This is a genomic window from Roseovarius sp. EL26 (assembly GCF_900327775.1).
Lineage (GTDB): Bacteria > Pseudomonadota > Alphaproteobacteria > Rhodobacterales > Rhodobacteraceae > Roseovarius.
Genome location: NZ_OUMZ01000007.1, coordinates 1,692,539 through 1,707,688 on the forward strand (window position 1 = coordinate 1,692,539; position 15,150 = coordinate 1,707,688).

The 15,150-nt window shown below is 52.2% G+C and carries 16 protein-coding genes; 3 read left to right on the top strand and 13 right to left on the bottom strand.

Features of this window, described 5'->3' with window-relative positions; all coding sequences use genetic code 11:
• Positions 1–102: 102 nt before the first annotated feature.
• The 4 genes from ccoP to ccoN are packed head-to-tail and all read right to left on the bottom strand — an operon-like array spanning position 103 to position 3,526.
• The gene (gene ccoP / locus D9A02_RS16170; protein WP_120501925.1) at positions 103–966 is read right to left on the bottom strand and encodes a cytochrome-c oxidase, cbb3-type subunit III; all 864 of its coding nucleotides are present in this window, start codon (positions 964–966) and stop codon (positions 103–105) included.
• 5 nt (positions 967–971) lie between these two features.
• Positions 972–1,166 carry a cbb3-type cytochrome c oxidase subunit 3 gene (locus tag D9A02_RS16175; RefSeq protein WP_120501926.1) on the bottom strand — a complete coding sequence of 65 codons (195 nt, stop codon included), beginning with the start codon at positions 1,164–1,166 and terminating at the stop codon, positions 972–974.
• Positions 1,167–1,177: 11 nt separating this feature from the next.
• Positions 1,178–1,906, bottom strand: a complete 729-nt coding sequence (ccoO, locus tag D9A02_RS16180; RefSeq protein WP_120501927.1) for a cytochrome-c oxidase, cbb3-type subunit II — start codon at positions 1,904–1,906, stop codon at positions 1,178–1,180.
• Positions 1,907–1,921: 15 nt separating this feature from the next.
• Positions 1,922–3,526: a cytochrome-c oxidase, cbb3-type subunit I gene (gene ccoN, locus D9A02_RS16185; RefSeq protein WP_120501928.1), complete on the bottom strand. Its 1,605-nt coding sequence runs from the start codon at positions 3,524–3,526 to the stop codon at positions 1,922–1,924.
• Between the two features lie 197 nt (positions 3,527–3,723).
• On the opposite strand from ccoN, the gene D9A02_RS16190 reads away from it, so the two are divergent.
• Positions 3,724–4,563 carry a universal stress protein gene (locus tag D9A02_RS16190; protein WP_120501929.1) on the top strand — a complete coding sequence of 280 codons (840 nt, stop codon included), beginning with the start codon at positions 3,724–3,726 and terminating at the stop codon, positions 4,561–4,563.
• Positions 4,564–4,621: 58 nt separating this feature from the next.
• On the top strand, positions 4,622–5,338 hold the full coding sequence (locus tag D9A02_RS16195) for a DUF1194 domain-containing protein (RefSeq protein WP_120501930.1): 717 nt from the start codon (positions 4,622–4,624) through the stop codon (positions 5,336–5,338).
• Positions 5,339–5,423: 85 nt separating this feature from the next.
• On the opposite strand, the gene D9A02_RS19475 is transcribed toward D9A02_RS16195, so the two are convergent.
• The 4 genes from D9A02_RS19475 to fnrL form a co-directional block, all read right to left on the bottom strand.
• A complete protein-coding gene (locus D9A02_RS19475) occupies positions 5,424–5,870 on the bottom strand; it encodes an alkaline phosphatase PhoX (protein ID WP_254054651.1) in 447 nt (148 codons plus the stop codon).
• Entirely contained in the window at positions 5,818–6,048 is a 231-nt protein-coding gene (locus tag D9A02_RS19480) for an alkaline phosphatase PhoX (protein ID WP_367946753.1), read from the bottom strand. Before D9A02_RS19480 ends, D9A02_RS19475 begins: the two co-directional genes overlap by 53 nt.
• Positions 6,035–6,148, bottom strand: a complete 114-nt coding sequence (locus D9A02_RS19600) for an alkaline phosphatase PhoX (RefSeq protein WP_367946754.1) — start codon at positions 6,146–6,148, stop codon at positions 6,035–6,037. The genes D9A02_RS19480 and D9A02_RS19600 overlap by 14 nt, the downstream gene beginning before the upstream one ends.
• A gap of 254 nt (positions 6,149–6,402) precedes the next feature.
• Positions 6,403–7,149, bottom strand: a complete 747-nt coding sequence (gene fnrL, locus D9A02_RS16205) for a transcriptional regulator FnrL (protein ID WP_120501931.1) — start codon at positions 7,147–7,149, stop codon at positions 6,403–6,405.
• Positions 7,150–7,216: 67 nt separating this feature from the next.
• Between fnrL and hemN the strand changes: the two genes are divergently transcribed.
• Positions 7,217–8,572 (top strand): oxygen-independent coproporphyrinogen III oxidase, encoded by a 1,356-nt coding sequence (hemN, locus tag D9A02_RS16210; RefSeq protein ID WP_120501932.1) that lies wholly within the window; start codon positions 7,217–7,219, stop codon positions 8,570–8,572.
• A 3-nt stretch (positions 8,573–8,575) separates the two neighbouring features.
• On the opposite strand, the gene D9A02_RS16215 is transcribed toward hemN, so the two are convergent.
• The 5 genes from D9A02_RS16215 to D9A02_RS16235 all read right to left on the bottom strand — a co-directional run bounded on the left by D9A02_RS16215 (position 8,576) and on the right by D9A02_RS16235 (position 15,106).
• A complete protein-coding gene (locus D9A02_RS16215) occupies positions 8,576–10,165 on the bottom strand; it encodes an ABC transporter ATP-binding protein (RefSeq protein ID WP_120501933.1) in 1,590 nt (529 codons plus the stop codon).
• Positions 10,162–11,268, bottom strand: a complete 1,107-nt coding sequence (locus D9A02_RS16220) for an ABC transporter permease (RefSeq protein WP_120501934.1) — start codon at positions 11,266–11,268, stop codon at positions 10,162–10,164. Before D9A02_RS16220 ends, D9A02_RS16215 begins: the two co-directional genes overlap by 4 nt.
• 3 nt (positions 11,269–11,271) lie before the next feature.
• On the bottom strand, positions 11,272–12,351 hold the full coding sequence (locus D9A02_RS16225) for a microcin C ABC transporter permease YejB (protein ID WP_120501935.1): 1,080 nt from the start codon (positions 12,349–12,351) through the stop codon (positions 11,272–11,274).
• 7 nt (positions 12,352–12,358) lie between these two features.
• The gene (locus D9A02_RS16230; RefSeq protein ID WP_120501936.1) at positions 12,359–14,293 is read right to left on the bottom strand and encodes an extracellular solute-binding protein; all 1,935 of its coding nucleotides are present in this window, start codon (positions 14,291–14,293) and stop codon (positions 12,359–12,361) included.
• A 186-nt stretch (positions 14,294–14,479) separates the two neighbouring features.
• Positions 14,480–15,106 (bottom strand): cytochrome c family protein, encoded by a 627-nt coding sequence (locus D9A02_RS16235; protein ID WP_120501937.1) that lies wholly within the window; start codon positions 15,104–15,106, stop codon positions 14,480–14,482.
• Positions 15,107–15,150: the final 44 nt, after the last annotated feature.

Genomic DNA, 15,150 nt, shown 5'->3' on the forward strand with positions numbered 1-15,150 from the left:
AATTCAATGTGTAAGCTTGGTGCCGGGACTTCCGGAAACGCGCGAACAGGACTGGAGCCCGGCACCTAAACCGAAAGCAGTGAGCTGCTTTCGGTTATTTCGTTATTCACCACCACCCAATTGGTGAACATATGCAGAAACAGCACGCACCTGCGCCTCTGTTAAACGGCCAGACCACGAGGGCATGACCCCGTACCGGCTGTAAGTAACCGTTTCCTTGACCGTGTCGTAATCACCGCCAAAAAGCCAGATCGCATCCGCAAGATTGGGTGCGCCCTGAGTAATATCTCCGGTTCCATCTTCCATGTGGCAAGAGGAACAGTTGTCCATGTAGACGGTCTCACCAGCGCTCGCCATGGCAGGGTCCTTGGCTTCACCTGATAGAGACATCACATAGTTTACGACCTGATCGATCTCTTCTTTCTCAAGAACATCGCCAAAGGCTGGCATCTGAGAAAAACGAGCGTCTTCGTCCTCTTCAGTTCGAATGCCGTGGCTGATTGTGAGGTGGATGTCCTCAATGGTGCCGCCCCAGAGCCAATCGTTGTCCAACAGGTTTGGATACCCTTTCGCACCCGCGGCACCAGACCCGTGACACTGGGCGCACCAAGTGCGGAATACAGCCCCGCCTGCCGAAGTGGCATAGGCGTTCAGATCTGGATCCTGAGCAATGCCGGCCAGCTCAACTGACGCCAGTTGCGCGTTAATTTCTGCATTGGCGGCTTCCGCCTCAGCAATTTCCGTGGCCACATTTGCCCGTGAGGAGAATCCTTTGTAGCCTTCTGTCGCACCGGTAATCAGCGGCCACGCTGGATAGGCGATTGAATACCAAAGCCCCCAGATGATCGTTAGGTAGAGCACCCACAACCACCAGCGCGGCATCGGGTTGTCATATTCCCGAATACCATCCCATTCGTGGCCTGTGGTATCGGGTTCTTTTTTCACGTCCTTTGGATGTTTTGCCATCTCTCTCACGCCTCCTTGGCGCTGTCTGCACGATCAGGCGCAGGCTTGTCTTCATGCCGGAAGGGGATGTTGGCGGGGTTGTTGTAAATCTTGCTGGAACCGGGGCGAAACACCCAAAGCGCCATTCCAACAAAGAAGACAAACAACAACAGCAACATCCAGCTATCTGCAAGTTCACGAAGAAGCGAATAGGTTTCCATCACATCTCTCCTTAGCGGCTTGCGTCAGGGGTAAAGGTTGAGAAATCAACCAATGTTCCCAGCATCTGCAGATAGGCGATCAGCGCGTCAGCTTCGGAAATACCGGCAGCACCATCAAAGTTGCGTATCTGTATTTCCTCACCATAGCGTTCCAGCAGACCATCGTAGTCAGAATCAGGATCCGCCTGTGCTCGGAAATCAGCCGAAGCATTTTCAACCATCTCATTGGTATATGGAACGCCGACCATCTTATGCGTGGCAAGCAAATCCTCCATGTATTCACCTTCGATCAACTGATCTTCGAGATAGCCGTATTTCGGCATAATCGACTCGGGCACCACCGCCTGCGGATCACGCAAGTGATCGACATGCCACTCATCTGAGTAGCGTCCACCAACCCGCGCCAGATCAGGCCCGGTGCGTTTTGAACCCCACTGATGCGGATGGTCGTACTTTGATTCCGCCGCCAGACTGTAGTGACCGTAGCGTTCTACCTCGTCGCGCATCGGGCGGATCATCTGACTGTGACAGACGTAGCACCCTTCGCGAACGTAGATATCGCGCCCGGCCAGTTCCAGCGGGGTGTAGGGACGCATGCCCTCGACATCCTCGATGGTATTTTCCAGCCAGAACAGTGGGGCGATCTGCACGATCCCACCAATGGTCACAACCAAGAAGGAGAAGATCGCCAAAAGCGTGACGTTCTTTTCCAGAACCTTATGTTTATCAAGAATTCCCATATTCTGCCCCTCCTCTTATTCAGCTGGGACAGCGGAGTTGCTGGCAGCAATTGCCGGGCTCCGTCTGACGGTCATATAAAGGTTGTAACACATGATGATTGCACCAGCTAAGAACATCACACCACCCAAACCACGCACAACGTTCATCGGGAATTTGGCCGCGACGGAGTCTACAAAGGCGTTCACAAGATAGCCGTTTGCATCAACTTCGCGCCACATCAGGCCCTCCATAATGCCGGTCACCCACATGGATGCCGCATAGAGAATGATGCCGATGGTCGCCAACCAGAAGTGCCAGCTGACAAGGCTCAGGCTGTACAGCCGTTCGCGGTTCCACAGTTTTGGCACAAGGAAGTACAGCGCGCCAAAGGTGATCATGCCATTCCAACCCAATGCACCAGAGTGCACGTGACCAATGGTCCAGTCGGTATAGTGGCTGAGCGAGTTGACCGCGCGGATCGACATCATCGGTCCCTCAAAGGTCGACATGCCATAGAAACCAAGCGAGATCACCATCATCCGAATAATCGGATCGGTACGCAGCTTGTCCCATGCGCCAGACAGCGTCATCAGGCCGTTGATCATACCACCCCAAGACGGCATCCACAGGATAATCGAGAACACCATACCAAGTGTCGATGCCCAATCCGGCAGTGCCGTGTAATGCAGGTGGTGTGGGCCAGCCCAGATATACAGAAAGATCAACGCCCAGAAGTGGATGATCGATAGTTTATAGCTGAACACCGGGCGCTCGGCTTGTTTTGGAATAAAGTAATACATCATCCCCAAGAAACCCGCCGTCAGGAAGAAACCAACGGCATTGTGGCCATACCACCACTGCACCATCGCGTCTTGCACGCCCGAGAACACCTGAACTGACTTTGACCCAAATACGCTGACGGGGATCGACATGTTGTTCACCACATGCAGCATCGCAACGGTGATGATAAACGCAAGATAAAACCAGTTTGCAACATAGATATGCGGCTCTTTACGTTTGATGATCGTGCCAAGAAAAACCGCTAGATAAGACAACCAAACAACGGTTAGCCACAAATCGACATACCATTCAGGTTCGGCGTATTCTTTGGATTGTGTAGCGCCCAGCAAATAACCAGTTGCCGCCAACACGATGAACAGTTGGTAGCCCCAGAACACAAACCAAGCCGTGTTTCCGCCCCATAAACGTGCCGCACAGGTGCGTTGGACGACATAAAAGGACGTAGCAATCAGGGCATTGCCACCAAAAGCGAAGATCACAGCAGAGGTATGCAAAGGCCGCAGGCGGCCAAAGTTTCCAATCCCATTCAACCATTCAAAGTTCAACGCCGGAAAAGCCAGCTGAAACGCGATGAAAGTCCCTGCGAGAAAGCCGACCACCCCCCAAAGGGCTGTGGCAATGACCCCAGCACGAATTACGCCATCCATATATTCGCCGGACCTGTCGACATACACCACGGGTTCATCTGTCTGACGCAGCACCCAGACGAACATGAAGGCTGAAACCCCCGCGATCGTCAGCGCGTTGACCATATAGGCCACGTCGCGCGCATAGTTGGCCGCGATCAGCGCGAAAAGCGTGATCAGGCCAAGCGCGATCAGCTTAAAATAGTTTAACATTTTGCGTCCCTTCGTCTTTCCACGCGATTCAAAATTCGCGCAGATGCAAAAAAGCTTGGTGCGTTAATGACCCTAACGATACCCCACTTCTTTGATTTATATCAAATCTCTTGGCGCGTTAGTTTGATCAACATCAAAGAAATGCATGAACACCTCTGATAGCTTTGCATAGAACGTTGCTATCAAAGGGATGTGACATGACTATAAAAACCCTCTTTACCGTTGTGACGGACGATACACTCGTTGATCCGGTGTTGGACCACGCCATTGCAATGGCCGAAGAATATGACGCTCATCTGGACATTCTCTGCCTGGGGGTAGATCGCACACATGCGGGGTACTACTATGCTGGTGCAAGTGCTGTCGTCTTTCAGGAGGCGATCGGCCGCACACAAGAAGACGCCGACAGGCTGGAGCAAGTTGTGCACGACAAACTACAAGGCCAAGCCCTTCGCTGGGCAACAGCCAAAGGCGTGTCGCAGTTACCTGATCTATCTCGACCGGTGTCAGCACGTGCTCGATTTTCCGACCTCACCATTTTGCCAGCACCCTATGCCGAAGGCCGTCAAGCAGACGCAGAACCCGTCACAGAGGCGATCCTGTTTGAAGGTCAATGCCCTGCCATGTTGATCCCGGATGGCAGTCAGCTCAAGCCCCGCCCTGATCACATCATGATCGCGTGGAATGAAAGTGCTGAAGCGTTGAATGCAATTCGCAAAAGCCTACCCCTATTGCGCCGGGCGCAATCCGTGCGTGTTGTCGTCGTCGACCCGCCTCAGCATAGCCCGACACGGTCAGATCCAGGTGGCCCATTGGCACAATATTTGGCCCGTCATGGGGTCACAGTAGAGATTGATGTCTTGTCGCGCACATTGCCTCGAATCGCTGATGTTCTGAATCGCCACGCAATCGATACGGGTGTAGATTTGTTAGTAATGGGTGCCTATGGCCATTCGCGTTTTCGCGAGGCGGTGTTTGGTGGTGCAACGCGCAGCATGCTTGAACACGCAAAAGTGCCTGTACTGATGGCACATTAATCTTGATCATAACGCCCCCATCGCGCAGGCTGATATGTAACAGCGGTGGGGGTCCAAAATGCGCAATCATATTCGCATTCTACAACGCACTATTTCCGTCTGTGTCTTGACGCTGTTGGCGATTAAGGCCACCGCACAATCGTCTTGGGCTGAACTGGAACTGCATCTGGTTTTGGCATTCGATGTTTCTGCCAGTGTCAACGATGTCGAATTCGACCTGCAACGCCATGGCACAGCCCAAGCAATTCGCAGCAAGCTCGTTTCTCAAGCCATTGCAGACGCCCCCGGTGGCATAGCAGTTGCCGTCATTCAGTGGTCAAGCGTCACCCGACAGGCTCTTGGTTTGGATTGGATCGAATTGCACACTGTCGAAGACGCTAAAAACTATGCTGACACAATCGATGCCATGCCACGCCGCATCCCCGGCGGCGGCACAATGATACATTCCGGGTTAAGTTACGCCTCGCGTCTATTAGAAGCAGCTCCACGCTCTGCACGTCGGCAGGTGATCGATATTGCAGGAAACGGACGTGGTGACGATCCGGACAGGTTACAAAAAATGCGGGACAAGCTATTGAAAGATGGCATCGTCATCAACGGTCTTGCCATAGAAGAACTCAAGAATGATTTAACATCTTACTTCTATCGCAACGTCATCGGTGGGACCGGCGCTTTTGTGGTTACTGCTTCGGGCTTCGAAGATTTTTCTGAGGCGATGCAAATCAAACTTCACCGTGAAATTGAGGGGGCATCTTATGCAAAGTTTTCACCCTGAGTTTTCCAAGCCCTTGTCCACAATTGGGTGTGCCCCCGATCCGGGAAAATCGGGGACACCAATGGCGGACAGGATAAGGGGACTTTTATCCGATCAAGCCGCCGTCTTTGCGCGTTACGGTGATAATGGCGGAACGCGGAAATGTGTTACCTCCTTTCGGGAAGTGGCTGTCACCTTTTTCTCCTGAGTGTTGAATTCCAACGAATGCGACGCGGCGGTCAGCCGACCAGCAAATGCCCTTAACTTCGCTTTCCCTTGGACCAACCAAAAAACGACAGATCTTTCTAGTATTTGTATCGCCAACCAGCATCTGGTAGTTACCCATCCCGGCAAAATCACCTTCGTTGGAATATTTGCCGTCAGCCTGGATCCAGAGCATTCCTGCGCTGTAAAAGCTGATCCCATCTGGTGAGTTGAACATATTACCAGAATTGACATTTCCCAAACCCGCGTAGGCACCGTCATGCATATTCGGGTTTTCAGCCAGCGCAAAAAAGGTCCCAAGTAACAGTATTGGCCGTGTGATCACCATCTGCTGGCATCCACCGGGCAATCTGTCCGTAATGGTTTTCGATCCTTGTATTAACAGCATTCGCCGACGTGTCATCTCCGCCAGCGTTTGGTTTTACACCACGGTTCTTATTGTTGGTTAGCGCTACACATAACTCCGGTTGGTTCGGATTGACGACAACCCATTCAGGGCGTTTCACCGTTGCTGCAATTGTCCCTAGTGCCGAAAGAAACCATGCCCGTTGGATCAACATCTGTTTTAAGAAAATCATGACCGGCAGCTGGGCCGGTCAGAGCCATTTTCTAACGAGGGGTAATGCGACATCAGCCGCGCGGTCAAAATCACACGTTTCAGGGCGTGGGCAGTTTACTTCATCAAAATCGTCGAATGACAGGTCGTCCTTGGCCATCACCTTGCTCTCCTAGTTGGGATCTCAACCTGAAATTCACAGGCCAGAACAAGATCAGGGGATTCGACAAAACTTTGGTGACGGTGACATATCGGGAATATGAATTCGTTAACTATTATTAATCACACCGCGAAGCGCCTGAACTCAATTTAGGAAACCACCATCGCCATCGTCTCCAGCCTCTTGCAGCAGGCGACCAAAGTCAGGCACACTCACATGTCGTTTACCTTCGAGGGAGATAACCCCATCACGTTTGAGGGCTGAGATCTGCCGGCTCACAGTCTCGAGCGTCAGTCCGAGATAGTCAGCCATCGCTTCTCGGGTTAACGGCAGATCGAAAACGATTTTATCCTCAGGCATGTTTTTCTGCAATGCTGCATTACGGCGCGCGATGATACACAGCAACGAGGCAATCTTTTCTCGCGCTGTTTTTCGGCCAAGAACCAGCATCCATTCTCGCGCTGCATCCAGTTCATCCAGTGTCATTTCCAGCAAACGCTGAGCAATGTGTGGTGTTGCAGTCATGAGTTGCTCAAACGGTTTTTTCCTAAAACAACATAAAGTCATATCACTGGTCGCGACCACATTATACGCCGCCGTTACGCGTCCCGGTCGGCCCACAAAATCGCTCGGTAATAACAAGCCGACCATCTGAGTGCGGCCATCTTCCATCACTTGTGTCAGCGTCGCAATTCCCGTCACGACCGAGGCGACAAAATCCATCTGATCCCCTGCCCAGGCAATCATCTGGCCAGCCTCAAAATTGCGATAGAACTTGATCTTATCCAACTGCGCCAATTCATGTTCATCGCATCTGGCACAAACCGCACGATGGCGGATGGGACAAGTCCCACAATCGCGTGTCATGGTAGGTAACGCATCGGTCAGCATCAGGGATCACCTTTCGGGTTGATCTGTATCAAAGCCATTCGTGTATTCGGCATCTAGTGTTACGCTCATGATTACGAAAGCACAACTTCATCAACTGGGGCTCTTTGACGCAAAGGTGCCGCGTTATACAAGCTATCCAACCGCACCGCATTTCAGCGACGCGGTGACAGCCCCCCAACATGCCCGTTGGCTCAAGGATATACCAGAAGGCTCTGGGATATCACTCTATCTGCATATCCCGTTTTGCAAAAGGTTATGCTGGTTTTGCGCTTGCCGCACGCAGGGCACACAAAAGATGCAGCCGGTTCAGGCCTATCTGCAAACCCTGAAAGCTGAGTTGCGTTTACTGCAACAACACCTACCGCAAGGGATACATTTGTCACGGCTGCATTGGGGTGGCGGAACACCCACCCTGCTGTCGGCGCAAATGATGTCAGAATTGATTGAAGCCATTCGCCAAGTCGCGCCCTTCGATGAGCATACAGAGTTTTCGGTCGAAATTGACCCAAATGAGATTGACATCGCACGGCTGGATGCACTGGCCGATGCGGGAATGACCCGAGCCTCAATCGGAGTGCAGGACTTTGACCCGGAGATTCAAAAGAGCATAGGCCGACAACAAAGCTATGAAGATACCCGTTGGGCGGTTGAGGAGATCCGCGCGCGTGGTGTGGCAAGCCTAAACACCGACATCCTTTTTGGCCTGCCACATCAGACGCCGACGAAGATGGCAGAAAGTGTCGAAAAGCTTTTGTCATTGTCCCCTGATCGTGTGGCCTTATACGGTTACGCACATGTGCCGTGGATGGCAAAACGTCAGCAACTCATCCCTTCCGATAGTCTACCCACACCAGAAGAACGGCTGGAACTATTTGATGTCGCTCGAAAAATTTTCAAATGGGATCACTTTGAGGAAATCGGCATCGATCACTTTGCCACACGCCAAGATGGGTTGAGCCTTGCACACAATATTGGTCGACTTCGACGGAATTTCCAAGGCTACACCGATGACACGGCTGATGTCTTGATCGGTGTCGGGGCTTCGGCAATTTCCAAGTTTCCGCAAGGCTATACGCAAAACGCGGCCGCAACAGGTGCCTACACGGCAGCCATCCGCAAAGGTAGCTATGCCACGTCACGCGGGCATGTGCTCGACGGAGAAGACACCCTGCGAGGACGTATGATAGAGCAGCTGATGTGTGAATTCAGGATTGACCGCTGTGAGATGCTTCAAAGTTTCAACGTCACTTCGGACACATTGAACCAGATTCTTGTTCAGACGGGCCAGGCTTTTGAAGGCCTGTTAACGCTGAATGATGCCGGGCTCTTTGTTCCACCGGAAGCCCGCCCCCTAACCCGTATGATCGCCCGCAGTCTTGATGCCTATGATCTAAGTCTTGCCGGGCACAGCTCGGCCATCTGACAGTTAGACCGTCAAATCCAGCGCTGCGTGCAGCAGCGTTTTGGCGTAGTCGGTTTGCGGGTTATCAAAGATATCTTCTGCGGTGCCGTATTCAATGATGTCGCCGGTTTTCATTACCACGACCTTGTGGCTCATCGCACGTACAACGTTGAGGTCATGACTGATAAACAGATAGGCCAGCCCATATTTTTGCTGCAACTGACGCAGCAGGTTCACGATCTGAACTTGAACGGTCATATCAAGGGCTGAGGTTGGTTCATCCAAAACCACCACTTTTGGCCGCAAGATCATCGCACGCGCGATGGCAATGCGCTGACGTTGCCCGCCTGAAAATTCATGAGGGTAGCGATCCATCGCAGCTGGATCCAATTCAACCTCTTGCATGATTTCTGCAACCAATTCACGCTCGGGCCGGCCATCGGGATTACCATGCACGCTTAGGCCTTCTGCGATGATCTGGGCACAGGTCATACGTGGGCTTAGGCTGCCGAACGGGTCTTGGAAAACAATTTGAAAATCCGCCCGACGGCGACGTAACTCACGCGTGGACCACGCGGTGACATCCTGTCCGTCAAAGTGCATGCCGCCCTTAGAATCGATCAATCGCATGATCGCGAGGGCCAATGTTGTCTTGCCAGATCCGCTTTCACCGACAATGCCCAAAGTTTCGCCAGCCCGCACGCTGATACTGGCCTCATTAACGGCTTTGACATGACCCACGGTGCGTTTCAAAAACCCGCGCTGGATTGGGAACCAGATCCGCATGTTGTCAGTTTCCACAAGCGTTTTCGCCTCAGGGGCAACCGGGTCAGGCACGCCAGCCGTGCGCGCATTCAATAGCTTTTGCGTATAAGGATGTTGCGGATTATCGAAGATCGCGGCAGTCGGACCGGTTTCAACAATCTCACCGTTTTGCATCACACAAACCCGGTCGGCGATACGCTGAACGATGCCCAGATCATGGGTAATGAACAACAGGCCTAAGCCCTCTTCACGCTTGAGGTCCGCCAGCAGATCCAAGATCTGCGCCTGAATGGTGACATCCAGCGCGGTGGTGGGTTCGTCCGCGATCAATATGTCGGGCTTGTTTGCCAGCGCCATCGCGATCATCACTCGCTGGCGTTGCCCGCCTGACAGTTGATGCGGATAGGCGGACAGCCGGCTTTCTGCGTCGCGAATGCCCACACGTTCCAGCAATTCCAGAATACGTGCGCGAGCCTCTGCCCCCTTTAACCCTTGATGCAGCTCAAGGCTCTCCCGGATCTGCCGTTCCAATGTGTGCAACGGATTCAGGCTGGTCATCGGCTCCTGGAAGATAAAGCTAATGTCATTACCACGCACCTGGCGCAGAAGTTTTTGATTGGCACCGATCAGTTCATGCCCTTTATAGGCCACACTGCCTTCGATCTCTGCCGTGCCGGGCAAAAGCGACACTGCCGACAACGCACTCACTGATTTGCCACTACCCGATTCCCCGACCAAGGCAACGGTTTCGCCTTTATCGACAGAAAAAGAAACGCCCTTGACTGCCGGATGCAGCTGGCCATCCTGTCGGAAGCTGACGCGAAGATTGTTGACCTCAAGCAGGCTCATTTGAATGTCTTCCTTGGATCAAATGCATCTCGCACGCCTTCGAACACGAAGACGAGTAGCGATAACATGATGGCAAAAGTGAAAAACGCCGTAAAGGCCAACCATGGCGCTTGCAGGTGTTCTTTGGCCTGACGGGTCAGCTCGCCCAGACTTGGCGCTGACGCCGGCAAACCAAAGCCCAGAAAATCCAACGTCGCCAGCAATGAAATCGTGCCGGTAATGATGAACGGCATGAATGTCAGCGTCGCTACCATGGCATTGGGCAGCATGTGTCGGAACATGATGGTCATATTGCCCACGCCCAGTGCCTTGGCCGCGCGCACATATTCAAAGTTCCGCGCACGCAAGAATTCTGCCCGGACGACCCCGACCAAAGCCATCCAGCCAAAGGCCGCAGTGATGAACACCAGTAGCCAGAAACTACGCGGCAGGATCGCAAACAGAATGATGATGACATAAAGCTGTGGGGTTGAACCCCAAATCTCGATCAATCGCTGGCAAATCAAGTCAACCTTACCGCCAAAATAACCCTGCACCGCACCGGCGAAAATACCAACAATTGTAGAAATCACGGTTACGATCAGGGTAAACAATACCGATGTCCTAAAACCGTAAATCACCCGCGCCATGACATCTCGCTTTGTACCGTCGGTGCCTAACAGGTTTTGCTCATTTGGTGCCAAGGGGGCCGCACCCGGGCGATCTACAGGTGTGTCATAGCTATAGGGGATCAGCGGCCAGAGCGCCCAGCCCTTGGCGATCGCCTCGCCGTCAACAATGCCGTCCTGCGCATCTTCAATCACGCCCTCGGGGTCGTCAAAACAACTTTCCAACCCACCGGATTCAATCAGGCAGGCCACTTCTGGGTCGCCGTAAGGGGCCTCAGTTCTGAAATCACCGCCAAAGGCAGTTTCTGGATAGAATTTAAAGATCGGCGCATAAAACTCACCACGGTATTTAACCAAAAGCGGCTTGTCGTTTGCGACAAATTCCGCAGGTAACGTGAAAGCAAATAAGAACGAGAACAAGATCAAGGACCAAAACGCCCGGCGATTGGCTTTGAAATTGCGCCAGCGGCGCTGGTTCAGCGGAGACAATTGCATGACCTACCCCGCCTTCTTTTCAAAATCGATACGTGGATCGACCAGCACATAGGTCAGATCACCGATCAAGGCCACGACCAAACCAATCAATGTGCTGAGATAGAGAATGGCAAACATCACCGGATAATCGCGCCCGACTGCCACCTCGAAGAACAGCCTACCCAGCCCATCAAGCGAGAAGATCGTTTCGATAAGCAGGTTACCGGTGAAGAATACGCTGACAAACAACCCAGGGAAACCGGCGATTACGATCAGCATCGCGTTGCGGAACACATGCCCATAAAGCACTTTGCGTTCGCTCAAACCCTTGGCCCGGGCAGTCACGACATATTGCTTCCCGATCTCATCAAGAAACGAGTTCTTAGTTAGGAGCGTCAATGTGGCAAAACCCGAAATAGACAAGGCCGTGACCGGCAGCGCGATGTGCCAGAAATAGTCTAATACCTTGCCCATCATACTGAGCTGCTCCCAATTGTCTGAAGTCAGCCCCCTGAGTGGGAAGATTTGCCAGAAACTACCACCGGCAAACAAAACCATCAGCATGATTGCGAACAAAAACGCCGGGATCGCGTAGGCGGCAATAATGATTCCACTAGTCCAGACGTCAAACGATGACCCGTCACGCACTGCCTTGCGAATGCCCAGCGGGATCGACACTAGATAAGACAGCAAGATCGTCCACAGTCCTAGCGATATACTGACCGGCATCTTTTGCAAAACTTCGTCAATCACGTTTTTCTTTCGGAAATAGCTTTCTCCGAAATCAAACCGAAGATAATTGCCCATCATCGTAAAGAACCGCTCAAGCGGCGGCTTGTTCAAACCAAACTGCGCTTCAAGCTCTTCAATGAACTCTGGCGGAAATCCACGCGTATCGCCCTGCACGGCATTGTCACCTGTAACAGTACTGTCGGTTTCACCTCCGGCAAAGCTGCCAAACACATCCCCCTCGCCCTGCATCTGAGCGATGACCTGCTCCACCGGTCCACCGGGCAGGAACTGTACCAAAGCAAAATTGATGATCATCACGCCCAGTAGGGTGGGAAATATCAGCAAAAGCCTGCGAAGGATATAGGCGGCCATACGTGTATTACCTTAATGCGCCAGAAGCTTTGAGAGCTTCGGCCTTGTCAGCGTTTGCCCACCAAAAATCCAACGTACCCAAGGCATAAGGTGGGATTTCCGCGGGATGTTCAAACATATCCCAATAAGCCACCCAGTGATTGGGGGCAAAGCCATCAGGAATTAAAAAGAACTCATGCCGCAAGGCCCGGTCCAACGCACGGATAGAGATATCTTCATCTTCTTGGCTAGTGGTACGCAGAGATCTCTCAATAATTTCATCCACCAACGGGCTCGCTAGGCCAGCCGGGTTGAATAGGCTGTATGAGGATGCCTCGGATCCAAACCGTTGCACCAGCCCAGTTCCCGTACCCAATAATGACGGATATCCGTCAAAGACCAAATCATAATCGCGATCACGCTCGCGCTTAGTATATTGTGACGCATCCACGGTTTCAAAGGCTGCTTCGATACCGAAATTCTCTAGATTAGCGACAAAATTTTCCGCCGCTGCCCGATCTGTTGGTGAGGCGGATGAATTAAACAGGAAGTTCAATTTCAATGACGCACCTTCACTGTTGCGAACGATACCATCATCTGCGACCTCCCAGCCTGCCTCCGCCAGCAGTTTCAACGCCTGCCGCTTGTTGCTGCGCGATGTCAGGCGATCTGGATCTGAGGTATGCGGCACCCAAGGCTCAATAGTCATCATCTCATCGGGCACCAAATCACCCAGTGACTGAAGGAATTCCAGATCATCACCTTCAGGCAACCCTTTGGCCTCAAGATGTGTGCCATCAGAATATGATTTCTGTTGTGCATACAGCCCATAAAGCAAGGATTTATTAGTCCATTCAAAATTGAACGCCAGCGCAATCGCCTGGCGGACGCGCTTGTCTTTCAAAACGTCAGACCCAAGGTTAAAAACAATCCCGGTCATATTGGGTGGTGTACCATCTGGAAGTTCTTCTAACTTCACATCACCACGGTCAACCGCAGGGAAGTCATATGAGCTGGCCCATTTCTTCGGGTCCGGCTCACGGCGATAGGTCACCTCGCCAGCCTTGAAGGCCTCAAAGGCGGCAGTGCTATCGGCGAAATACTCCAGCCGTATCACATCAAAGTTGTGGCGGCCCTGATTGATTGGCAGATCCCAGCCCCAGTAATCTGGGTTACGACTGAATGTGACCCTGCGATTCACATCAAGGCTCTGGACCACATAGGGGCCTGACCCCGGTGAGATCTCAATCCGTGGCTCATCCAGACGGGCGCCGGTTTTTTCGTACCATGCCTTTGACCACACAGGAACAGTACCAACCTGCTCGATCAAAGAGCGCCTAGAAATCCCATCGGCGAAATAGAATTTGATTGTATGATCGTCGATCACTTCGGTCTTAGGGATCTGTTTTCGCACAAAATCCGCATAAGATTTCAATCCCTGATCCAACAGCAGATTGTGACTGAAATCAACGTCATGTGCTGTGACCGGCGTACCATCAGCAAAGGTTGCTTCTGGCCGCATCCTGAAAATAACCCAAGATTTATCGATTGGGTACTCTACGCTTTCCGCCAACAATCCATAAAGCTCCCCCTCAGCATCAGCTGGCAAACTGCCATTACCTGCAAGAATTTCGCCAAGCAGACTTTCATACATTACAGTAGAAAGTGCCGCCGCACGGCCATTACGGGTGTAAGGGTTCATCGAATCAAATGTGCCACTGACCGCTATTGAGATTTCTCCGCCTTTAGGAGCATCCGGATTTACATAGTCGAAATGTGCGTAATCTACGGGGTATTTTAGATCCCCAAAGAACGAATACCCATGAGATTTGATAATGCCTTCTTCTGCAAGAGCAGCCTGAGCCAGAAACACTGCGGTGGCGAGGCCAGCGGCTTTACTGATCAAAGTCAGGGCGGATTTCTTGTGCGGCATAGCAACTTTAGCCCGGCTTTGTGATCGCATTATCGTCGTCTCCCTAAATCTGCCCTTGTTGCTGTTAGCCCAAGGTTTAACGCAAGCTATTGCTCGCAGGGTATCTGTTCAAGCGCAGAACGTTGATAAAGGCGTGAGCTACAATAATAATAATTAAAAAAAGCCGCCCCAAATCATGGAGCGGCTCTTAAACTTAGCAAATGTTTGCTTAAGAAATCAGTGTTCAGAATCTTGTGTTTCACCTTCGGCGGCATCGGCTGCTTCTGCGCCTTCAGCAGGCGCTTCACCTTCAGCTGCAGCAGGAACTTCAAGCTCAGTCATGCCACCGTCAGTCATGTCAAGATAGGCGATCAGGTTGACCCGATCTTCTTCCTTTTTCAAACCCGCAAAAGCCATTGTTGTGCCAGAGGCAGCTTTTTTCGGGTTGGCCAGAAAGGCATCAAGGGCTTCAGGTGTCCAAGTATCACCGACCTGGGCCAGCGCACCCGAATAAGCGCTAAATCCTGATGCATCGCCAACCGCTCGGCCGACAACCCCATACAGATATGGACCAGTAGAGTTTGCGCCATCCTCAAGCTTGTGACAGGCTCTGCATTTACCAAAGACTTTCTTGCCTTTGTCCGCATTTGCACTCACGTACAATTCGGCAAACGATGGGCCTTCTTCTTCGCCACTACCGTGGTCATCAGTTCCGGTGTCAATCAAATAGGCTTGCGCATGATCATCGCCATGGCCGCCACCGGTTGCATAAAGTTCTTCGGCAGCCCATTTGCCGAGCAGAAAGATCAGGAGCGTCCCGCAAACGCCGCCAGTGACCTTGGTGAGTGTCATTGTATCAAACATAGGCCTGTTTCCATTTAAATCCCTCGTCGGTATCTATCCGCTTC